The 20,674-nt window shown below is 50.7% G+C and carries 23 protein-coding genes; all 23 read right to left on the bottom strand.

The features are described from left to right. The 23 genes from rpsH to rpoC all read right to left on the bottom strand — a co-directional run bounded on the left by rpsH (position 1) and on the right by rpoC (position 20,516). Entirely contained in the window at positions 1-396 is a 396-nt protein-coding gene (gene rpsH, locus AC07N2_RS05815) for a 30S ribosomal protein S8 (RefSeq protein ID WP_012081237.1), read from the bottom strand. A gap of 14 nt (positions 397-410) precedes the next feature. Next, entirely contained in the window at positions 411-716 is a 306-nt protein-coding gene (rpsN, locus tag AC07N2_RS05810) for a 30S ribosomal protein S14 (protein WP_076593039.1), read from the bottom strand. Between the two features lie 7 nt (positions 717-723). Next, a complete protein-coding gene (gene rplE, locus AC07N2_RS05805) occupies positions 724-1,263 on the bottom strand; it encodes a 50S ribosomal protein L5 (protein WP_494777402.1) in 540 nt (179 codons plus the stop codon). 6 nt (positions 1,264-1,269) lie between these two features. Further along, a complete protein-coding gene (gene rplX / locus AC07N2_RS05800) occupies positions 1,270-1,584 on the bottom strand; it encodes a 50S ribosomal protein L24 (RefSeq protein ID WP_012081240.1) in 315 nt (104 codons plus the stop codon). A 9-nt stretch (positions 1,585-1,593) separates the two neighbouring features. Next, a complete protein-coding gene (rplN, locus tag AC07N2_RS05795; RefSeq protein ID WP_011872519.1) occupies positions 1,594-1,962 on the bottom strand; it encodes a 50S ribosomal protein L14 in 369 nt (122 codons plus the stop codon). Between the two features lie 226 nt (positions 1,963-2,188). Then, a complete protein-coding gene (rpsQ, locus tag AC07N2_RS05790; RefSeq protein ID WP_012081242.1) occupies positions 2,189-2,461 on the bottom strand; it encodes a 30S ribosomal protein S17 in 273 nt (90 codons plus the stop codon). Beyond that, complete coding sequence (gene rpmC / locus AC07N2_RS05785) at positions 2,461-2,652, bottom strand: 50S ribosomal protein L29 (RefSeq protein WP_076594129.1); 192 nt, start codon at positions 2,650-2,652, stop codon at positions 2,461-2,463. The genes rpsQ and rpmC overlap by 1 nt, the downstream gene beginning before the upstream one ends. A gap of 11 nt (positions 2,653-2,663) precedes the next feature. After that, the gene (gene rplP, locus AC07N2_RS05780) at positions 2,664-3,083 is read right to left on the bottom strand and encodes a 50S ribosomal protein L16 (protein ID WP_076593037.1); all 420 of its coding nucleotides are present in this window, start codon (positions 3,081-3,083) and stop codon (positions 2,664-2,666) included. A 2-nt stretch (positions 3,084-3,085) separates the two neighbouring features. Further along, positions 3,086-3,934, bottom strand: coding sequence for a 30S ribosomal protein S3 (gene rpsC, locus AC07N2_RS05775; protein ID WP_076593036.1), 849 nt, complete (start codon positions 3,932-3,934; stop codon positions 3,086-3,088). 9 nt (positions 3,935-3,943) lie between these two features. Further along, positions 3,944-4,276 (bottom strand): 50S ribosomal protein L22, encoded by a 333-nt coding sequence (gene rplV, locus AC07N2_RS05770; RefSeq protein ID WP_012081245.1) that lies wholly within the window; start codon positions 4,274-4,276, stop codon positions 3,944-3,946. Between the two features lie 6 nt (positions 4,277-4,282). Continuing rightward, a complete protein-coding gene (rpsS, locus tag AC07N2_RS05765; protein WP_008113170.1) occupies positions 4,283-4,558 on the bottom strand; it encodes a 30S ribosomal protein S19 in 276 nt (91 codons plus the stop codon). Between the two features lie 9 nt (positions 4,559-4,567). Then, a complete protein-coding gene (rplB, locus tag AC07N2_RS05760; protein WP_494777401.1) occupies positions 4,568-5,395 on the bottom strand; it encodes a 50S ribosomal protein L2 in 828 nt (275 codons plus the stop codon). Then, positions 5,395-5,712, bottom strand: a complete 318-nt coding sequence (gene rplW, locus AC07N2_RS05755) for a 50S ribosomal protein L23 (protein WP_076593034.1) — start codon at positions 5,710-5,712, stop codon at positions 5,395-5,397. The genes rplB and rplW overlap by 1 nt, the downstream gene beginning before the upstream one ends. Continuing rightward, positions 5,709-6,329, bottom strand: coding sequence for a 50S ribosomal protein L4 (rplD, locus tag AC07N2_RS05750; RefSeq protein ID WP_076593033.1), 621 nt, complete (start codon positions 6,327-6,329; stop codon positions 5,709-5,711). The genes rplW and rplD overlap by 4 nt, the downstream gene beginning before the upstream one ends. Before the next feature lie 3 nt (positions 6,330-6,332). Then, entirely contained in the window at positions 6,333-7,007 is a 675-nt protein-coding gene (rplC, locus tag AC07N2_RS05745; protein WP_076593032.1) for a 50S ribosomal protein L3, read from the bottom strand. Positions 7,008-7,217: 210 nt separating this feature from the next. Then, on the bottom strand, positions 7,218-7,550 hold the full coding sequence (gene rpsJ / locus AC07N2_RS05740) for a 30S ribosomal protein S10 (protein ID WP_012081250.1): 333 nt from the start codon (positions 7,548-7,550) through the stop codon (positions 7,218-7,220). 86 nt (positions 7,551-7,636) lie between these two features. Next, positions 7,637-8,827, bottom strand: a complete 1,191-nt coding sequence (tuf, locus tag AC07N2_RS05735) for an elongation factor Tu (protein ID WP_076593020.1) — start codon at positions 8,825-8,827, stop codon at positions 7,637-7,639. 135 nt (positions 8,828-8,962) lie between these two features. Then, positions 8,963-11,071, bottom strand: a complete 2,109-nt coding sequence (fusA, locus tag AC07N2_RS05730) for an elongation factor G (protein WP_076593031.1) — start codon at positions 11,069-11,071, stop codon at positions 8,963-8,965. A 124-nt stretch (positions 11,072-11,195) separates the two neighbouring features. Then, positions 11,196-11,666 (bottom strand): 30S ribosomal protein S7, encoded by a 471-nt coding sequence (gene rpsG, locus AC07N2_RS05725; RefSeq protein ID WP_012081253.1) that lies wholly within the window; start codon positions 11,664-11,666, stop codon positions 11,196-11,198. Between the two features lie 136 nt (positions 11,667-11,802). Next, positions 11,803-12,186: a 30S ribosomal protein S12 gene (gene rpsL, locus AC07N2_RS05720; protein ID WP_011872533.1), complete on the bottom strand. Its 384-nt coding sequence runs from the start codon at positions 12,184-12,186 to the stop codon at positions 11,803-11,805. Positions 12,187-12,484: 298 nt separating this feature from the next. After that, entirely contained in the window at positions 12,485-13,609 is a 1,125-nt protein-coding gene (locus AC07N2_RS05715; RefSeq protein WP_494777400.1) for a hemin-degrading factor, read from the bottom strand. Between the two features lie 66 nt (positions 13,610-13,675). After that, positions 13,676-15,940 (bottom strand): TonB-dependent hemoglobin/transferrin/lactoferrin family receptor, encoded by a 2,265-nt coding sequence (locus tag AC07N2_RS05710; protein WP_494777399.1) that lies wholly within the window; start codon positions 15,938-15,940, stop codon positions 13,676-13,678. Between the two features lie 331 nt (positions 15,941-16,271). Further along, positions 16,272-20,516 (bottom strand): DNA-directed RNA polymerase subunit beta', encoded by a 4,245-nt coding sequence (gene rpoC, locus AC07N2_RS05705; protein ID WP_494777398.1) that lies wholly within the window; start codon positions 20,514-20,516, stop codon positions 16,272-16,274. Positions 20,517-20,674 lie beyond the last annotated feature (158 nt).

The following is a 20,674-nucleotide window of genomic DNA, read 5'->3' as shown; positions in this document are numbered from 1 at the left end:
TTAGGCGACGTAGCAAATAACTTCGCCACCGACACCGGTTGCGCGCGCTTTGCGGTCAGTCATAACGCCTTTTGGTGTTGACACGATAGCCACACCCAAACCGTTCATGACGTTTGGAATATCATCCTTGCCCTTGTAGATACGCAGCCCTGGACGGGATACGCGCTCCAAGCGCTCAATAACTGGACGACCTGCATAATATTTCAAACCGATTTTCAGCTCTGCTTTACCAGCAGCCTCTGTCACGGCGAAGTCTTCAATGTAACCCTCGTCCTTGAGGACGTTGGCAATCGCAATTTTGACCTTCGACGACGGCATTGCTACCGAAGTCTTTTGAACCACTTGCGCATTGCGGATACGGGTCAGCATATCGGCGATAGGATCGCTCATACTCATTGCTTATTCTCCTATTACCAGCTGGCTTTAGTCATACCCGGGATTTCGCCACGCATGGCGACTTCACGGAGCTTAATACGGCCCAAACCGAACTTACGGAAAGTGCCACGGGGGCGACCAGTCAAAGCGCAACGGTTACGTTGACGAGTAGGAGCCGAGTTACGTGGCAACGCCTGCAATTTCAGGCGCGCTTCGTAGCGCTCTTCTTCCGACTTCGATTGGTCATCAATGATCGCCTTCAACTCAGCGCGTTTGCCGGCATATTTCTTTACCAGGTCTGCACGCTTTTGTTCACGGTTAATCAGTGCCAGTTTTGCCATGGCAACCTCAGTTTCTGAACGGAAATTTAAATGCGGCGAGAAGCGCTTTTGCTTCATCGTCGGTCTTTGCAGTTGTCGTGATACTGATATTCATACCACGCAATGCATCAATCTTGTCGTACTCAATTTCGGGGAAAATGATCTGCTCTTTCACACCGATATTGTAATTACCACGCCCGTCGAACGCCTTGCCGGAGATACCACGGAAGTCGCGCACACGTGGCAACGCAACAGTGATAAAACGATCAAGGAACTCATACATGTGAGCGCCACGCAAAGTCACCATACAACCGATTGGATAACCTTCGCGAATTTTAAAACCAGCAATCGCCTTGCGCGCTTTGGTAACTACTGGCTTTTGGCCAGCAATCTTAGTCAAATCGCCAACTGCGTGTTCGATGATTTTCTTGTCCGCAACAGCTTCCGACAAACCCATGTTCAGGGTGATCTTCAGAATGCGCGGAACTTCCATTACCGATTTGTATGCAAATTTTGCAGTCAAATCGCCAACGACTTTTTCTTTATAGAATTCTTGGAGACGGGCCATGATCTCTTAAACCTTCACTGCTTCGCCGCTTGACTTATAAACGCGGACTTTTTTACCGTCCACATCTTTAAAGCCAGCACGATCTGCCTTGCCGGTTGCAGCGTTAAACAACGCAACATTCGACACATGAATTGGCATCAACTTATCGACGATGCCGCCAGTTGCACCTGTCATTGGGTTAGGCTTGGTCGCTTTTTTAGCAACGTTGACACCCTCGACAACTACGTAGTTAGCATCAACACGGCGTTGAACAACACCACGTTTGCCTTTGTCTTTGCCAGTCAGCACAATGACTTCGTCGCTTTTACGAATCTTATCCATCACGACTCCTTACAGAACTTCAGGCGCAAGAGAAACGATTTTCATGAAGCGCTCAGTGCGCAATTCACGTGTAACCGGTCCAAAAATACGCGTGCCAATTGGCTCCAGCTTTGCGTTGAGCAAAACTGCTGCATTGCTGTCGAACTTAACCAGGGAGCCATCTTGACGACGAACACCTTTGGCAGTACGCACAACAACAGCGTTATAAATTTCGCCTTTTTTCACACGACCACGTGGCGCTGCAACTTTGACGGTGACCTTGATCACATCGCCAATACCTGCGTAACGGCGTTTTGAACCGCCCAGCACCTTGATGCACATTACTTCGCGAGCACCAGTGTTGTCGGCTACTTCGAGCCGGCTTTCAGTTTGAATCATAGTATTTTCTTTCCCAACTTAACCCGATCACTGCGCACAATGCACACTCACGGTCAGTCTTGGTCCCGGCAGCCCGCCGAAAGCAGACTGATGAGGTGGACGATTTCAAAAACCTTTGATTAGCACAACTACTTGGTGCTAACTCTTTTTACTGCCTTGCAACAGAAACATTACAAGAACGAAGCCCGCTATTATTACATCGAAATAGCGGGTCCGCAACAACTAATTAAACTATTTGCGCTGCTTGTACAACACGTGTCACGGTCCAAGCTTTAGTTTTGGAGATAGGACGACCTTCTTGAATCTCGACCGTATCACCAGCTTTTGCCTGATTACCTTCATTATGCGCATGATACTTGCTCGAACGCATGATGATTTTGCCGTACAACGGATGCTTGACGTGACGCTCGATCAGCACGGTTACGGTCTTGTCCATCTTGTCAGACACGACTTTGCCAATCAACGTACGCTTAAGCGCTTGTTTTACTTGATCGTTCATTATTTGGCGTCCTTCTGATTCAAGACCGTTTTCACACGTGCTATATCGCGACGTACTTTTTTCAGCTGCGATGTGTTGTTCAGCTGTTGTGTTGCAATCTGCATACGCAGACCGAACTGAGCTTTCAACAAATCGTTCAGTTCTTTGGTCAAAGCCGCTTGGTCTTTGCCTTGGAGTTCAGATGTTTTCATGTTCATCCCTATCATTGGCCGACTTGACGGACGACGAACTTAGTCAATAACGGCAGTTTAGCTGCAGCCAAGCGGAACGCTTCGCGAGCCAGAGTTTCGTCAACGCCATCCATCTCGTACAACATTTTGCCTGGCTGAATTTCAGCCACGTAGTATTCCGGATTACCCTTACCGTTACCCATACGGACTTCAGCAGGTTTTTGCGAAATTGGCTTGTCTGGGAAAATACGAATCCAGATACGGCCACCACGTTTGATGTGACGCGTCATTGCACGACGTGCCGCTTCAATTTGGCGAGCAGTAATACGACCACGACCAATTGCTTTCAGACCGAATTCACCGAACGACACGGCTGTGCCGCGCGAGTGGGAAATACCGGTATTACGGCCTTTTTGCTCTTTACGATATTTTCTGCGTGCTGGTTGCAGCATGATTATTCTCCTGCTTTCTCAGCCGACACAGCCGCATCAACAGCGCCATCCGGCTTTTTCGCACGAACACGCTTAGCTGCCGGTGCGGCGCCTGGTGCAGCAGCACCTGGTTGACCTTCTGGGCGAGCAGTACGTGGACGGCTGCTTGGTTTGCCATCGTCACGGCGTGGGCCACGACGTTTGGTGTCATCTTCTTTTGTCAGGTCAACTGGCAGTTCGCCACTAGGCAAACGATCGCCTTTGTAAACCCAAACTTTAATACCGATGATGCCGTAAGTTGTTTCCGCTTCGCCGAAACCGTAGTCGATATCTGCGCGCAGTGTGTGGAGTGGTACGCGACCTTCGCGATACCATTCTTTACGTGCGATCTCGATACCGTTCAAACGACCGGACGACATGATCTTGATACCTTGTGCACCGAGGCGCATTGCATTTTGCATTGCACGCTTCATTGCACGACGGAACATGATGCGTTTTTCCAATTGCTGTGCAATCGAATCAGCGATCAGTTGTGCGTCGGTTTCTGGCTTACGAATTTCTTCGATATTCACATGAACCGGCACACCCATCATTTTGGTCAGTGCGGATTTCAACACTTCAATGTCTTCACCTTTTTTACCGATCACGACACCAGGACGTGAGCTGTAAATGGTGATACGAGCATTTTTAGCTGGACGCTCGATAACGACGCGACCAACTGAAGCGTTCTTCAGTTTTGTTTTCAGGTATGCACGAACTTTGAGATCTTCGTTGAGCATGGTGGCAAAATTGCTATTGCCAGCATACCAACGCGATGCCCAATTACGCGATACCGCAAGGCGGAAACCGGTTGGATGTATCTTCTGTCCCATCGTGACTCCTTAATTACCGACAGTCACATAAATGTGACAGGATTGTTTAGAGATACGATCACCACGGCCTTTTGCACGCGCTGTGAAGCGCTTCAAGACCGAACCTTTTTCAACATAAATTGTTGTAACTTTCAATTCGTCGATATCCGCACCATCATTGTGCTCGGCGTTCGCAATTGCGGACTCCAACACACGTTTGATGATCGCAGCACCTTTTTTAGGGCTGAATTGCAAGATATTGAGCGCTTGATCCACTTTTTTGCCGCGGATCTGGTCTGCAACGAGACGGCCCTTTTGAGCCGACAGGCGCACACCACGGAGGGTAGCTTTAGTTTCCATCATCGGACCTTATTTCTTAGCCTTCTTATCAGCAGCATGACCTTTGAACGTGCGGGTCAGCGCGAATTCGCCGAGCTTGTGACCAACCATGTTCTCGGATACGTAAACCGGCACGTGTTGCTTACCGTTATGCACTGCGATCGTCAAGCCGATGAAGTCAGGCATGATTGTCGAACGGCGCGACCAAGTTTTGATTGGCTTTTTGTCTTTGATCGCTTGCGCGGTCTCAACTTTTTTCACCAGATGGGCGTCACAGAACGGCCCTTTTTTTAATGAACGTGTCATGTCTTATCCTTATTTCTTGCCGCGGCGCGAGACGATCATAGAAGTCGTGCGCTTGTTGCGACGCGTCTTCTTGCCTTTTGTCTGCTGGCCCCATGGCGACACTGGATGACGACCTGCTGCCGTTTTACCTTCACCACCACCGTGTGGGTGATCGACCGGGTTCATGACCACACCGCGAACGGTAGGACGAACACCACGCCAGCGCATCGCACCTGCTTTACCGATTTTGCGCAGGCTATGCTCAGCATTGCCAACTTCGCCAACGGTTGCACGGCATTCGATATGCACGCGGCGAACTTCACCGGAGCGCAAACGAACTTGAGCGTATGTACCATCACGTGCCATCAACACAACGCCAGCACCAGCGGTACGCGCCATTTGAGCGCCTTTACCTGGCAACATTTCAACGCAATGCATGATGGTGCCGACTGGGATGTTGCGGATCGGCAGGCAGTTACCTGATTTGATCGGCGCTTCCGAGCCATTCATCAATTGATCACCGATCGCCATACCTTTGGTTGCGATGATGTATTGACGCTCACCATCCGCGTACAAGACCAACGCGATGTTAGCCGTGCGGTTTGGATCGTATTCGATACGTTCCACTTTCGCAGGGATACCATCTTTAGTGCGTTTGAAGTCGATAACGCGATAGTGCTGCTTATGACCACCGCCGATGTGGCGAGTAGTGATGTGACCGTTGTTATTACGGCCAGCAGTTTTCGATTTCTTTTCGAGCAAGCCTGCGAATGGACGGCCTTTGTACAGGTCGGCATTAACGACCTTGACCATGCCACGACGACCAGGCGAGGTCGGCTTGACTTTAACGAGTGCCATTATTTAGCCTCCTCGGTGAAGTTGATTTCTTGACCTGGCTTCAGGCACACAAACGCACGACGTGTGTGGTTGCGGCGACCATTGAAGCGGCCCGAACGTTTTTGTTTACCTTGACGGTTGGCAACTTGAACAGATTCAACTTGAACCTTGAACAGCAACTCAACTGCAGCCTTGATTTCTGGCTTGGTAGCATCTGGCATTACGAGGAAAACAACTTGTTCGTTCTTTTCAGCAACGAAAGTAGCTTTCTCGGAAATGACCGGCGCCAACAACACTTTCATCAAGCGTTCTTCGCTATATTTCTGAATCGCGCTCATGCCAGCATCTCCTCAATCTTGGCCAATGCCAATTTCGTGATCAGGATCTTTTTATAGAACACCAACGAAACTGGATCAGCGTGACGTGGCTCACAAATCAGCACGTTAGGCAGATTACGCGACGCCAACAACAGATTTTCGTCCAGGCTATCAGTAATGACGAGCACTGAATCCAAACCCATATCTTTCAATTTTTGCGACAAGAGCTTGGTCTTTGGCGCTTCAACTGACAGGTTTTCGATTACGGAGAGACGACCTTCGCGAGCCAACTGGGAGAGGATCGAGCAAACACCTGCGCGATACATCTTCTTGTTAACTTTGTGTGAGAAATTTTCATCAGGCGAGTTCGGGAAAATCCGACCACCGCCACGCCACAAAGGCGACGACGACATACCAGCACGAGCGCGGCCCGTACCTTTTTGACGCCATGGCTTTTTAGTCGTGTGATGAACTTCTTCACGATCTTTTTGCTTGCGATTACCACTGCGCGCGTTGGCTTGATAGGCAACGACGACTTGGTGAATCAGCGCTTCGTTGTAATCGCGACCGAAAATAGTATCCGGTGCAGCAACGTTCGAAGACGATTGACCTTGGTCATTCAGGAGCTTGAGTTCCATAGATTAAGCCCCCTTCTTTGCTTTGACTTTAACAGCAGGCGAAACAATCACCTGACCGTTTTTTGCACCAGGAACAGCACCTTTAACCAGCAACAACTGGCGATCAGCATCAATACGAGCGATCTCAAGGTTTTGTATGGTGCGAGTAACGTCACCCAAGTGACCGGTCATGCGCTTACCAGGGAAAACACGACCTGGATCTTGCGCCATACCGATGGAGCCTGGAACATTATGCGAACGGGAGTTACCGTGGGTAGCGCGACCGGAACCAAAGTGGTAACGCTTGATAACACCAGCGTAACCCTTACCGATCGACACACCTTGCACGTCTACTTTTTGACCGACCTCGAACAAGCTAGCAGCGATAACATCGCCAACTTTCAGTTCGGAAGCAGCAGTAGCGGCAATGCGGAATTCTTTGAGCACTGAGCCAGCTTCAACACCAGCCTTGGCGAAATGGCCAGCAGATGCTTTGTTGACACGGGAAGCACGACGGCTACCGAAGGCGACCTGAACAGCCGAATAACCATCGACTTCAGACGTTTTGATTTGCGTCACACGATTGTTAGACACGTCCAACACGGTCACAGGAATTGAATCCCCGTCATCCGTGAAGATGCGCATCATACCAACCTTGCGACCAAGCAGGCCTTGGCCTTTATCTTGGTTTTGGTTCATTTTTTCTCCATTCCCACCTACGATTGGGCGGGGCTGATATTTGAAACTACGAGTACCACAAGGATTCCAAAGCGGAATCCTTAGCGAAGCCCGAGATTATAACTGGTGTACAGCACTTCCACAACACCTAAATGTGTGAATTGTTGTTCCCAGCCTTCAATTGCCGGGCCGGAACATCATGATTCGAGCCCAACCCAGCAATCTTTACAATTATTGCAACTTGATTTCTACGTCAACGCCAGCCGGCAGATCCAGTTTCATCAATGCATCAACTGTTTTGTCCGTTGGATCAACGATGTCCATCAGACGAACGTGAGTACGGATTTCGAATTGATCGCGCGATGTTTTGTTGACGTGCGGCGAACGCAAAACGTCAAAACGTTGAATGCGAGTTGGCAGTGGCACTGGGCCCTTGACGACTGCGCCGGTACGTTTCGCTGTATCAACGATTTCGAGTGCCGACTGATCGATCAAACGATAGTCGAATGCTTTCAGACGAATACGGATCTTTTGGTTTGGAGCTGATTTCGGTGCTGTTGACATTTTGTTTCCTTAAAAGAGCGAGCCGCGAGCGGGTGAGCACTCGCGGCGATATTTAAGTGACAGTTACCTGTCACTTAGTCGGTTTATTACTCAATAATTTTAGCGACGACACCAGCGCCGACGGTACGACCGCCTTCACGGATAGCGAAACGCAGACCTTCTTCCATCGCGATCGGGTTGATCAACATGACTGTGATCGACACGTTGTCGCCTGGCATTACCATTTCTTTATCCTTCGGCAACTCGATCGAACCAGTTACGTCCGTTGTACGGAAGTAGAACTGTGGACGGTAGTTGTTGAAGAATGGTGTGTGACGACCGCCTTCGTCTTTCGACAGAACGTAGATTTCGCCTGTGAAATGTTTGTGTGGCTTGATCGAACCTGGCTTCGCCAAAACTTGACCACGTTCCACGTCTTCACGCTTGGTACCACGCAGCAATACGCCAACGTTGTCGCCTGCTTGACCTTGGTCGAGCAATTTGCGGAACATTTCAACACCAGTACAGGTGGTGACTTGGGTGTCACGGATACCAACGATTTCGAGGGCTTCGCCAACTTTGACGATACCGCGTTCGATACGACCGGTAACAACTGTACCGCGACCGGAGATCGAGAATACGTCTTCTACTGGCAACAGGAATGCGCCGTCAACTGCGCGTTCTGGTGTTGGGATGTAGCTGTCGAGGGCTTCTGCGAGCGCCAGGATTGCTTGTTCGCCCAATGGACCTGTGTCGCCTTCAAGTGCCAACTTGGCGGAACCTTTGATGATCGGCAGGTCGTCGCCTGGGAATTCGTATTTGGAGAGGAGCTCGCGCACTTCCATTTCGACCAATTCCAGCAATTCTGCGTCATCGACCATGTCTGCTTTGTTCAAGAAGACGATGATGTATGGAACGCCAACTTGACGCGACAACAGGATGTGTTCGCGGGTTTGTGGCATTGGGCCGTCTGCTGCGGAGCAAACCAGGATCGCGCCGTCCATCTGTGCAGCGCCAGTAATCATGTTTTTAACATAATCAGCATGGCCTGGGCAGTCAACGTGGGCGTAGTGACGGTTTGCTGTTTCGTATTCGACGTGTGCGGTGTTGATCGTGATGCCGCGCGCTTTTTCTTCTGGCGCTGCGTCAATTTGATCGTACGCTTTTGCTTCGCCGCCAAATTTCTTCGACAACACGGTCGCAATCGCTGCCGTCAATGTGGTTTTACCATGATCGACGTGACCAATTGTGCCCACATTCACGTGCGGCTTGGTCCGCTCGAATTTGCCTTTTGCCATTTTATTCTTCCTTCAAAAAGAACGATTTATTTACAGTAGGACATCCCTCATGGGAGGCCCATCAACATTTACTTGCTATCGACCAAGGAGCTTTGCAAAACTGCTCTGCCCGCTTGGTCTTTTTTCAACGAATAATTACTTAGGCGCCTTCGATGTGACGATTGCATCGATCACGTTCTTAGGTGCTTCAGAGTAGTGCTTGAATTCCATCGAGTAGGTTGCGCGACCTTGTGTTGCGGAACGCAACGATGTCGAGTAACCAAACATTTCGGACAAAGGTACTTCGGCTTTAATGATCTTGCCGCCACCGCCCGCGATTTCATCCATACCTTGAACCATACCGCGACGTGAGGACAAATCGCCCATCACGGTACCAGCGTAGTCTTCAGGTGTTTCAACTTCAACAGCCATCATAGGTTCCAGAATGACTGGACTGGCTTTACGGCAACCGTCTTTGAACGCCATCGATGCTGCCATACGGAACGCGTTTTCATTCGAATCGACGTCATGGTATGAACCGAAGAACAGGGTGACTTTAACGTCAACCACTGGGTAGCCCGCGAGGACACCTGAGGTCAATGTTTCACGTACACCTTTTTCAACTGCAGGGATGTATTCGCGAGGAACCGTACCGCCTTTAATTGCGTCGATGAATTCGAAGCCTTTGCCTGGTTCTTGCGGTTCAATTTTCAGAACCACGTGACCGTACTGACCACGACCACCGGATTGCTTGACGAATTTACCTTCGATTTCTTCGCAAACTTTACGGATGGTTTCGCGGTATGCAACTTGCGGCTTACCAACAGTCGCTTCCACGCCGAATTCGCGCTTCATACGATCAACGATAATGTCCAGATGCAATTCGCCCATACCAGCGATGATGGTCTGACCTGATTCTTCATCGGTACGCACGCGGAACGATGGATCTTCAGCTGCCAAACGGTTCAAAGCCAAGCCCATTTTCTCTTGGTCAGCCTTGGTTTTAGGCTCAACAGCTTGAGAAATAACCGGCTCAGGGAAAATCATGCGCTCGAGCACAACGATCGCTTTGTCGTCGCACAGGGTGTCGCCTGTTGTTGTATCTTTCAAGCCAACGATCGCAGCGATGTCGCCTGCCAACATTTCCTTGATTTCTTCGCGTTGATTCGCGTGCATCTGAACGATACGGCCGATACGTTCTTTCTTCTCTTTAACAGAGTTGAAAACGGTATCACCGGAATTCAAAGTACCCGAGTAGCAACGGATAAAGCACAATTGACCAACAAACGGATCGGTTGCGATCTTGAATGCCAGCGCCGAGAATTTCTCGGTATCTTCTGCTTTACGCACAACTGGTTCGTCATCTTCGTTCAGGCCTGGCACTGGTGGAATATCCACCGGCGATGGCAAGTACTCAACAACGCCGTCCAACATAGCTTGCACGCCTTTGTTTTTAAACGCAGTGCCGCACATCATTGGAACGATTTCGCTGGCGATAGTACGTTGACGAATCGCTGCCTTGATTTCAGCTTCTGACAAGTCGCCTTCTTCCAGGTACTTGTTCATCAGTTCTTCTGATGCTTCAGCGGCGGCTTCAACCATGTTTTCACGCCATTTTTTCGCTTCAGCCAACAGATGCTCAGGGATGTCGCCGTATTCAAACTTCATACCTTGCGAAGCGTCGTCCCAGATGATTGCTTTCATCTTGACCAGATCGATCACGCCTTCGAACGAATCTTCAGCACCGATAGGCACTTGCATAGGCACAGGATTAGCCTTCAAACGCGCACGCATTTGATCGTAGACTTTGAAGAAGTTTGCGCCGGTACGGTCCATCTTGTTGACGAATGCCAAACGTGGGACCTTGTACTTGTTAGCTTGACGCCAAACTGTTTCGGATTGCGGCTGCACACCACCTACTGCACAGTAAACCATGCAGGCGCCATCAAGTACGCGCATCGAGCGTTCAACTTCAATTGTGAAGTCGACGTGGCCCGGGGTATCAATGATGTTGATGTGATGCGCTGGGAAGTTACCTGCCATACCCTTCCAGAAGCAAGTGGTAGCAGCGGAAGTAATCGTGATACCGCGCTCTTGCTCTTGTTCCATCCAGTCCATGGTGGCTGCGCCATCATGCACTTCACCCAGCTTGTGGTTAACGCCTGTGTAGAACAGAACGCGCTCGGTAGTCGTCGTTTTACCAGCATCAATGTGAGCCGAGATACCGATATTGCGGTAACGCTCAATGGGGGTCTTGCGGGCCATAATTAGTCCTAATTCTTTTTAATGAACAAAACCGAGCGCCATTTTTTCCAAAATGTGCCCGGCCTCGAACAAATTACACATGTGGCGAACTGCATCTGCATATACAGACCAGCCCACCAATCTATTAGAAGCGGAAGTGCGAGAACGCCTTGTTCGCTTCTGCCATGCGGTGAACTTCATCGCGCTTTTTCATTGCGCCGCCACGGCTTTCAGCCGCTTCGAGCAATTCGCCAGCGAGACGTTGTGGCATCGATTTTTCGCTGCGTTTGTTTGCAGCTTCGCGCAACCAACGCATGGACAAAGCCATACGACGAACTGGACGCACTTCAACCGGCACCTGGTAGTTAGCACCACCAACACGACGGGATTTCACTTCAACCAGTGGTTTGCAGTTCGCGATTGCGGCTGTAAACACTTCCAGCGGATCTTTGCCGGATTTAGTTTGGATGTGTTCAAACGCACCGTAAATGATGTTTTCTGCGACCGATTTCTTACCGGACAACATCAAAACGTTAACGAATTTAGCAACATCAACATTGCCGAACTTCGGATCTGGCAGGATTTCCCGTTTGGGAACTTCACGACGACGTGGCATTTCGATTCCTTTCAATCTTCAGTTGAGGTGCAAACAACAAATTTGCTGCACACTCGCGGAGGTCATCATAACCATCCACTTACTCGGCCCATTGGGGACCGACACTCATTTCGCAGAGACTGCGAAAAACTTTTAATTACTTCTTGCCAGCTTTTGCACGCTTGGTACCGTACTTCGAACGTGCTTGCTTACGGTCTTTAACACCTTGGGTATCCAACGCGCCGCGAACCATGTGATAACGCACACCCGGCAAATCTTTTACACGACCGCCGCGCAACAGCACGACGCTATGTTCTTGCAGGTTATGGCCTTCACCGCCGATATACGAAATTACTTCGAAACCGTTGGTCAAACGCACTTTGGCAACTTTACGCAGAGCCGAGTTAGGCTTCTTTGGAGTTGTGGTGTAAACGCGGGTACATACGCCGCGTTTTTGCGGGCTGTTTTCCAGCGCCGGCGATTTGCTCTTGACGCGTGCAGAAACACGCGGCTGGCGAATCAGTTGATTGATGGTTGGCATCGCTCTCTATCCAGCTAATACAACATTAATAATACGAACCCGAAAACGGTTGTCCGGGGACTAAAGAATCATTGCGGAAGAATTAAATCAACGCGCGGCTCGATTAACCATGAAGGAAAAAGCGCGCAGGAATTGCCAGGAAGGAACTACAACACGGCAGATCAAAGAACGCTTAAGCCCAGCAGAGCTTAAAATCGAGAACTCGCGAGTATATTCCCCAAATTATCAAGGGTCAAGGATAGTTTTCATCCGCCGCCGCACACGATGCTTAATTACTACGCGTGCGGCGGCACAATCCTTAAGGCAAACGTGCCAAACCAGCAACTATGTCACGCCAAACTTTGGTTTCTTCCTTGCCTTGATCGCGACGGGAAAAAAAGTTAACAACTTGCTCACCTTTGCTGTCATAGAATTCCACCGAAGTAATCGCTCCACTCTTGGCCGGGCGACGCACCACCCACCCATGATCGACGCCCGACTGGCGCAAGTGCAAGTCGAAGTCCGGATCCAGCACATTGAACCAGCCGTCCTTGGCTACGGTTTTCTCGATCAGGCCACTGTAGATCTGAACCATGCCGGAGTTGCTCACGAATACCATGATCGGCTGTTCGCGCTTGGACGCCGTCTCCAGCAGGGTTTCCACCGATTTGCCGGTTATTTTGTACGCCGCGTCAGTACCGATCAGCTCAAACGCACGCTCACGTGAAATACCGAAGTCATTGATCAGGCGCTGGAATTCGTGCACGTCGGTCATTTCGTACCAGGCGCTGCGCAGTTCCTTGATATGCATGTCGGTCAAAGGCTTGGCCGGCTTAGTGACAGCAACAGTCCAGTTCGGCTTTTGATCGGCGGCCTTAAACTCGGCCACCAGCTTGTCAAACGCCGGTACGCCTTTTTCATCATTCAGGTAAACCTTATGGATAGCCTCACCATTCTTGTCAAAGAATTGCAAGCTGCGGCTGGTTCTGCCGCCAGCGCGAGGCGCAACCACTGCAAATGCATAACCCCAGCTATCCATCTTGAAGCGCAGGTCAATCTCGGTGCCGACGAAACCGCTACCCGGCATCACGCGCCCCTTATCATCCAGCTTGGGCGGCAACGCGACTGCAGTACGTTCGATGACGCCATTCTCGTTGCGCGTAATTGCCTTGATTCGACCCAGTTCGTGCATGCGATTAAACAAGGCTTTGTATGTAGTTACATCTGAACGCAGCAGCGTCGCACCACGACCGATATCAGCAGCCAGCAATTTCGCTTCGCTGACACCGAGTTTTTGCGCGATGTCTCTTGCAAACAGACCTGGCTGCTCAGCCTGCAAAGCTGCTTGCTTTGCCTTGAGCGCATCTGCGTCGGCATCCGCCATTGTGTTTCCGGACAGCGCCAACATTGCCAGCAAAGCACCCATTAGTTTTGTGTATCTCATTTATTTTCTCTTTCTATAAAAAATAAGCGACGACCCGCTTCTACACGAGTCGCCGCAATGACGCGATTAATACTCGATCTTCATGCTCACATTGAAACTGCGGCCAGGCGAGGTATAGGCATCCAGATTGGTAGCCGTACTCGCCAGACCCAAACCACGTATGTCGTTCCATACCCAGTATTTACGATCAAACAGATTGCGGATGCCTGCGTTGAAGCTGACGTTTTTGTTCACGCGATAGCCGCTGAAAACGTCAAGGATCGCAAATGAAGACGGTGTAAATGCGGGCTGCGTGCCGACGTTAGGATTCGCAAGGTCGCTACGTTTTTTAGCGGCGGCGTACACCAGATCCCCTTGTACGAACCAGATCTGATTCGGCTCATAACGCAGGCCTGTCACCACCGACAGCGGTGCAACTGAGTCCAGTCCAGTTTTGACGCCATTACGATTAATGCTGTCGCCCTGTGTATAAGCAAAACCACCACGCAATGTCCAACCGGCATTCCAGCGCCAGTCAACGCGCGCTTCCACACCATGAATGTTGGCGCGTGAAGAATTGATGTATTGATTAATGGCAGGAGTCGCAACCTGGAAGTTGCCGCCAATTTGGACCAGTTCGATAAAGTTTTTGTAGCGCCCCGCAAATGCAGCCGCGCTATAGCGCACACGACTATCTGCCAGATCCACCTTACCGCGCAAACCGATCTCATACGAGTTGCTGGTTTCCGCTTTGAGGTTCGGATTAGCAATCTGCATATACGATCCACCAGGAACACCAACGTTATTGAAGTAAGAGTTCACTTCTTGTGGCGACGGCGCACGGAATCCGCGCGCATATTGCGCATACGGCACAAACGCAGGCGTTACTTCATAGAGGAATGCCAGTCGCGGCGACAGTGCATTATCTTTGCTGCGTGCAGCCGGCTGTCCATTTGCGTTGGCTTGCGCGTCATAACGTGCGCTCGCCTTGGGATCGAGCTCATAGGAGTCATAGCGCAAGCCCGGAATGACACTTAACCTCCCTATGCGTATGTCATCCTGCACGTAAGCGCCGAAAATCGAGTAATTCGTTTTGGGAAACAGTTCGCAATATTGCGTTCCGGTACATGTAGTCCAACCCGTTCCGGTCGCTTGTTGGCTTAACTGGCTTCTGCTGACATCCAGTCCATACACCAGCTGGTTCTTGATACTACCGACATTAAAACTGCTTTCGGCCATCACTCCGCCGCCAACAGCCTGATCTTTGTAGGTCACGTCACGGAAACGCGGACGCGTGGCACCGGTACCGCTTTCAAACGTATATTGATTTGTGTTGGCATCGCGATAGAACACATTGGCACGGATCTTTTGCACTATCGGGTTATCTGCATCGTCACGCTCATAAGCAAAGGTAAGGCGATCACTTTGCACCTTGCTCGTGGTTTGGTATCCGGTAACCTGGGTGTTTCCAGCGGCAGGCCCAATCGCTGACGGACTGCTGCCGGAGGTTTTATTCTCTGTCGTTGCCAACGTCAACTTAAAGACATCATTTGCAGTCGCGCGGAATACAACCCGACCCAGCGCTGATTGCGTGTCATAGGTCAGCGGGTCTGGTGCAGTGCGATTAGTTCCGGTGATGTCGCGATCACCTTTGTTGTCAGTCTCTTTGCCATGGCGCGCGTTCAGCAATACCATGCCCTGCCAACGTTCACCGCCTATGGCCAGAGTACCGCTAGTCCCGAAACTGTTATCGACTGAATCGTAAGATGGACGAACCGAGAAGTAAGTGCTCTTATTGAAGATGTTCAGATAATCCTGCGGATCCTTGATGACGAAGTTGACTGCCCCGGTCAAGCCATCACTGCCGTACATGGAAGAAGCCGGACCACGCAAGACTTCGATGCGCTGATACAAATCCGTATTCAGGTAACTTCCGCGTCCGGCACTGAGAGTGCCGACGCTGAAAGCACGTGGTACAGGAACACCATCTTCCAACAAGAGCACACGATTGCCATCCAGTCCGCGAATAGTAATGCCCTCATTTCCGCCACGTCCGGCGGTTGCGCTAGCACCACTGATGCCACTGGTTCGGGAGACGGAACGCCGCACCTCGACGCCCGGTTCATAGCGCAATGCGTCCTTTATATCCTTGGCATTCTGCTGCTCGATTTCTTCTGCTGTGACCACTGATACCGTCGCTGCGGCACGGTTGATATCGCCGCCGAGTCCGCGCGTCGAGGTAACCGTGATTTCGTCGAGTTTGGCGATCTGTTGCGCACCAGCCTGATGCACCGGCCATTGCTGAAGGACCAACACGGTAGCCAGGGCGAGTTTGTTTTTGCATAGTTTCATAACAACCCTTCCTTGTATTTTTGGATAGGTTGCTAGCGAAAGTAATGCTGGCTGCCGTAGTTTTTAGTATTTGCGCGCGATGCTTATGCGTATAAGTTCCGCGATGAGATTAGTAATGATGCCTGTCGGCACACATCAGGAAGCAGATCATAGCTCAATACTCAAATGATAATCATTATTATTTGAGATGTTTTTGCAAAACTCTGAAAAACGATGCATAAGCGCAACAAAGTATCGGCGGTACTCTGGCCTCATAGCGATAGCAGCCACAAATAAAAAACGGCACCAGGATTTCTCCTGATGCCGTTAGATGCTTGAACTACAGCTTGAATTACGAAGCGTCGGTATCGCTATCCGGGGTGCTTGAAACGTCAGCAAATTGCGCTTCCGCTTCCGCTGCGCGAGCAGCTTTCTCGGATTGCAACAGAGCTGTACGCTCTTCTGCTTCCCACGATTCTTTTTCCTTGCGAGCACGGTGGAATGCCAAACCGGTACCAGCAGGGATCAAACGACCAACGATCACGTTTTCTTTCAAGCCACGCAGACCATCGCGTTTGCCCATGATCGCAGCTTCGGTAAGGACACGAGTTGTTTCCTGGAACGAAGCAGCCGAGATGAAGGAATCGGTCGACAACGATGCTTTGGTAATACCCAGCAATACGTTTTCGTAGGTTGCAGGAATCTTGCCCGCTGCAATCACGCGATCGTTTTCATCCAACAGTTCCGAACGTTCAACTTGTTCGCCCACGATGTAATTTGCATCGCCAGCATCAACCACTTGAACACGACGCAACATCTGACGCACGATGACTTCGATGTGCTTGTCGTTGATCTTCACGCCTTGCAAACGGTACACGTCTTGAACTTCGTCGACGATGTAACGTGCCAGCGCTTCGATACCCAACAAACGCAGAATGTCTTGTGGATCAGCTGGGCCGTCAACAATCATCTCGCCTTTGTTCACAACCTGGCCGTCATGTACCAGCACTTGCTTGTCCTTGGTGATCAAGAACTCGTGCTTGTTGCCGTCCATGTCTGTGATTTCCAGACGTTGCTTACCTTTGGTTTCTTTACCGAACGCAACCGTACCGGTGACTTCTGCCAGCATGCCGGCATCTTTCGGCGAACGCGCTTCGAACAATTCGGCAACACGCGGCAGACCACCGGTGATGTCACGTGTTTTTTGCGATTCGGTCGGGATACGTGCCAATACTTCGCCGACGGTAACTTGCTGGCCGTCTTTAACAGTAATCAGCGCACCGACTTGGAAGCCGATCGTCACTGCGTGCTCGGTACCGGCGATTTTCACTTCTTCGCCTTGTTCGTTCAACAGTTTGACCTGTGGACGCAACGTTTTGGTAACCGAACCACGACGTTTTGCATCGATAACAACCAGAGTCGACAGACCGGTAACTTCATCGATCTGACGTGCAACGGTCGAACCTTCTTCGACGTTCTCGAATTTCACCACACCGGTATATTCGGTAATGATCGGACGGGTCAACGGATCCCATGTTGCCAATGCAGTACCGGCTTTGATGACCAGACCGTCTTTGACAATCAGAGTCGCACCGTACGGTACTTTATGGCGCTCACGCTCACGACCGTAGTCATCAGTAATCAGCACTTCGCCCGAACGGGAAATGACGATCTGACCGCCTTTACCGTTGGTGACGTAACGCATCGTTGCTGTGAAGCGAACTGTACCGTTCGATTTGGCTTCCACCGACGAAGCAACTGCCGCACGCGACGCTGCACCACCAATGTGGAAGGTACGCATCGTCAACTGAGTACCTGGCTCACCGATCGATTGTGCAGCGATAACACCCACTGCTTCACCGGCATTGACCATCGAACCGCGACCCAAGTCACGGCCATAGCACATTGCGCACAGGCCGAAGCGTGTATCGCAAGTCAATGGTGTACGTACTTTTACTTCATCGATGCCAAGGCGTTCGATTTCTTCAACCATGTCTTCGTCGAGCAATGTGCCAGCCGCGTACAGGGTTGCTTGTGTTTCAGGATTAACGATGTCGTTAGTCGCTACGCGGCCGAGGATACGGTCACGCAAGGCTTCAATAACTTCACCACCCTCAACCAGCGCTTTCATCGATGCGCCGTTTGTCGTACCGCAATCATCCTCAATCACAACCAGATCTTGCGTTACGTCAACCAGACGACGTGTCAGGTAACCCGAGTTCGCTGTTTTCAGAGCGGTATCGGCCAGACCTTTACGTGCACCGTGAGTCGAGATGAAGTACTGCAAAACGTTCAGACCTTCGCGGAAGTTCGCGGTGATCGGCGTTTCAATAATGGAACCATCCGGTTTCGCCATCAGACCACGCATACCGGCCAGCTGACGAATCTGTGCTGCGGAACCGCGCGCACCGGAATCGGCCATCATGTAAATCGCGTTGAACGATTCTTGTGTAGTTTTGGTGCCGTCGCGTTTGGTGACGTCTTCAACTTTGAGTTGATCCATCATGGCCTTGCCGACGTCATCGCCTGCTTTGCCCCAGATATCAACCACTTTGTTGTAACGTTCGCCAGCAGTAACCAGACCGGACGAGTATTGCTGTTCGATCTGTTTAACTTCACCTTCAGCCGTCGCAATGATGTTGACTTTTTCTTTCGGTACTAGCATGTCATCGACGCAAATCGAGATACCGGCACGTGTCGCCAAGCGGAAACCTGATTGCAACAATTGATCAGCAAACACGACCGTTGCGCGCAGACCGCACTTACGGAAGGACAAGTTGATCAGACGCGAAATTTCTTTCTTCTTCAGCGCGCGGTTCAGAACAGAGAACGGCAGGCCTTTAGGCAGAATTTCGGACAGAATTGCACGACCGACTGTGGTTTCGTAACGAGTAACTGTTTTTTCGAATTCGCCGGTTTCCACATTTTTTGGATACTCGGTGATACGAACAGTAATACGCGTTGCCAGCTCAACCATTTTGTTGTCGTAGGCGCGGATGACTTCGGACACGTCCGGGAAGATCATGCCTTCGCCTTTGGCGTTGATCGCTTCGCGACTCGCGTAGTACAGACCCAACACGATATCTTGCGAAGGAACGATCGATGGTTCGCCGTTCGATGGGAACAAGATGTTGTTCGAAGACAGCATCAATGTGCGTGCTTCCATCTGTGCTTCGATCGACAATGGAACGTGAACCGCCATTTGATCGCCGTCAAAGTCGGCGTTAAATGCGGCACAAACCAGCGGGTGCAATTGAATTGCTTTACCTTCGATCAGGACTGGTTCAAACGCTTGGATACCCAAACGGTGCAAGGTAGGCGCACGGTTCAACATGACCGGATGTTCACGAATCACGTCTTCCAGGATGTCCCACACGACTGGTTCTTGGATCTCAACCAGTTTTTTCGCAGCCTTGATCGTTGTCGCCAAGCCCATTAATTCAAGCTTGTTGAAAATGAATGGTTTGAACAGTTCCAACGCCATCAATTTTGGCAAGCCGCATTGATGCAATTTCAGTTGTGGGCCCACGACGATAACGGAACGACCCGAGTAATCGACGCGTTTGCCCAGCAAGTTTTGACGGAAACGACCGCCCTTGCCTTTGATCATTTCTGCCAGCGATTTCAGCGGACGCTTGTTGGCGCCAGTCATCGCTTTACCGCGACGGCCGTTGTCCAGCAGCGAATCGACCGCTTCTTGCAACATACGTTTTTCGTTGCGGGTGATGATTTCCGGCGCGCGGAGTTCCATCAGACGCTTCAAACGGTTGTTACGGTTGATAACGCGGCGATACAGATCGTTCAGATCGGAAGTTGCGAAGCGACCACCATCCAGCGGCACCAATGGGCGCAGTTCTGGCGGCAATACTGGCAACACTTCCATGATCATCCAGTCAGGCTTGATGCCCGAACGTTGGAACGCTTCCAGCACTTTCAGGCGCTTAGCGTATTTTTTGATCTTGGCTTCGGATTTGGAATCTTTCAATTCCTGGCGCAGCATTTCAGCATCGCGATCGATGTCGATAGCGCGCAGCAATTCACGGATACCTTCGGCACCCATGAATGCGGTGAAGTCGTCGCCGAATTCTTCATATTTAGCTGCGTAGTCGTCTTCCGACATGATCTGGCATTTTTTCAGCGGAGTCATGCCTGGATCGGTCACAACGTAGGCTTCGAAATACAATACGCGTTCGATATCCCGTAAGGTCATATCGAGCACCATACCCAGACGGGATGGCAGCGATTTCAGGAACCAGATGTGCGCGGTTGGCGATGCCAACTCGATGTGGCCCATGCGTTCACGACGCACTTTAGCCAGCGTAACTTCAACGCCGCACTTTTCGCAGATAACGCCGCGATGTTTCAGGCGTTTGTATTTACCGCAAAGGCATTCGTAATCTTTGATAGGGCCAAAGATTTTTGCGCAAAACAAGCCATCACGTTCAGGCTTGAAAGTACGATAGTTGATGGTTTCCGGCTTTTTTACTTCGCCGTAGGACCACGAACGGATTTTTTCAGGAGACGCCAGACCAATTTTGATCGCGTCGAATTGTTCATTTTGCTGAACTTGCTTGAATAGATCGAGCAGTGCTTTCATGTATCACTCCAGTTGGCGTGAAAAAACGCTTGATGATGAGACGGTTGTGCCGGCGCTGCTTTAAACCCTGTTCGCATGGGCGGGAGAGCTAAGCTTCGCGAGCTAAGTTCCGCGCATACCGGGACAGACGACACTTCCAAAAACTGCTATTTTCGTTC

Source organism: Herminiimonas sp. GW821-FHT09C12, from assembly GCF_059416385.1.
The sequence above is the reverse complement of the archived record's forward strand: the minus strand, read 5'-3'. Positions and strand labels throughout refer to the sequence as shown.

Coding starts and splice junctions, on each gene's coding strand:
- rplB (WP_494777401.1), bottom strand. CDS start 5,395: ATGGCACTCGTTAAAGTCAAGCCGACCTCGCCTGGTCGTCGTGGCATG.
- rpmC (WP_076594129.1), bottom strand. CDS start 2,652: ATGAAAACATCTGAACTCCAAGGCAAAGACCAAGCGGCTTTGACCAAA.
- rpsS (WP_008113170.1), bottom strand. CDS start 4,558: ATGACACGTTCATTAAAAAAAGGGCCGTTCTGTGACGCCCATCTGGTG.
- rpsL (WP_011872533.1), bottom strand. CDS start 12,186: ATGCCAACCATCAATCAACTGATTCGCCAGCCGCGTGTTTCTGCACGC.
- rplX (WP_012081240.1), bottom strand. CDS start 1,584: ATGGATAAGATTCGTAAAAGCGACGAAGTCATTGTGCTGACTGGCAAA.
- rplW (WP_076593034.1), bottom strand. CDS start 5,712: ATGAGCGCGATTCAGAAATATAGCGAAGAACGCTTGATGAAAGTGTTG.
- rpsC (WP_076593036.1), bottom strand. CDS start 3,934: ATGGGACAGAAGATACATCCAACCGGTTTCCGCCTTGCGGTATCGCGT.
- rplV (WP_012081245.1), bottom strand. CDS start 4,276: ATGATGGAAACTAAAGCTACCCTCCGTGGTGTGCGCCTGTCGGCTCAA.
- fusA (WP_076593031.1), bottom strand. CDS start 11,071: ATGGCCCGCAAGACCCCCATTGAGCGTTACCGCAATATCGGTATCTCG.
- rplE (WP_494777402.1), bottom strand. CDS start 1,263: ATGGCCCGTCTCCAAGAATTCTATAAAGAAAAAGTCGTTGGCGATTTG.
- rplC (WP_076593032.1), bottom strand. CDS start 7,007: ATGAACCAAAACCAAGATAAAGGCCAAGGCCTGCTTGGTCGCAAGGTT.
- rpoC (WP_494777398.1), bottom strand. CDS start 20,516: ATGAAAGCACTGCTCGATCTATTCAAGCAAGTTCAGCAAAATGAACAA.
- rplD (WP_076593033.1), bottom strand. CDS start 6,329: ATGGAACTCAAGCTCCTGAATGACCAAGGTCAATCGTCTTCGAACGTT.
- rpsQ (WP_012081242.1), bottom strand. CDS start 2,461: ATGAACGATCAAGTAAAACAAGCGCTTAAGCGTACGTTGATTGGCAAA.
- AC07N2_RS05715 (WP_494777400.1), bottom strand. CDS start 13,609: ATGAGATACACAAAACTAATGGGTGCTTTGCTGGCAATGTTGGCGCTG.
- rpsH (WP_012081237.1), bottom strand. CDS start 396: ATGAGTATGAGCGATCCTATCGCCGATATGCTGACCCGTATCCGCAAT.
- rpsN (WP_076593039.1), bottom strand. CDS start 716: ATGGCAAAACTGGCACTGATTAACCGTGAACAAAAGCGTGCAGACCTG.
- rplP (WP_076593037.1), bottom strand. CDS start 3,083: ATGCTGCAACCAGCACGCAGAAAATATCGTAAAGAGCAAAAAGGCCGT.
- rpsJ (WP_012081250.1), bottom strand. CDS start 7,550: ATGTCAACAGCACCGAAATCAGCTCCAAACCAAAAGATCCGTATTCGT.
- AC07N2_RS05710 (WP_494777399.1), bottom strand. CDS start 15,940: ATGAAACTATGCAAAAACAAACTCGCCCTGGCTACCGTGTTGGTCCTT.
- rpsG (WP_012081253.1), bottom strand. CDS start 11,666: ATGCCACGTCGTCGTGAAGTTCCCAAACGGGAAATCCTGCCAGATCCG.
- rplN (WP_011872519.1), bottom strand. CDS start 1,962: ATGATTCAAACTGAAAGCCGGCTCGAAGTAGCCGACAACACTGGTGCT.
- tuf (WP_076593020.1), bottom strand. CDS start 8,827: ATGGCAAAAGGCAAATTCGAGCGGACCAAGCCGCACGTGAATGTGGGC.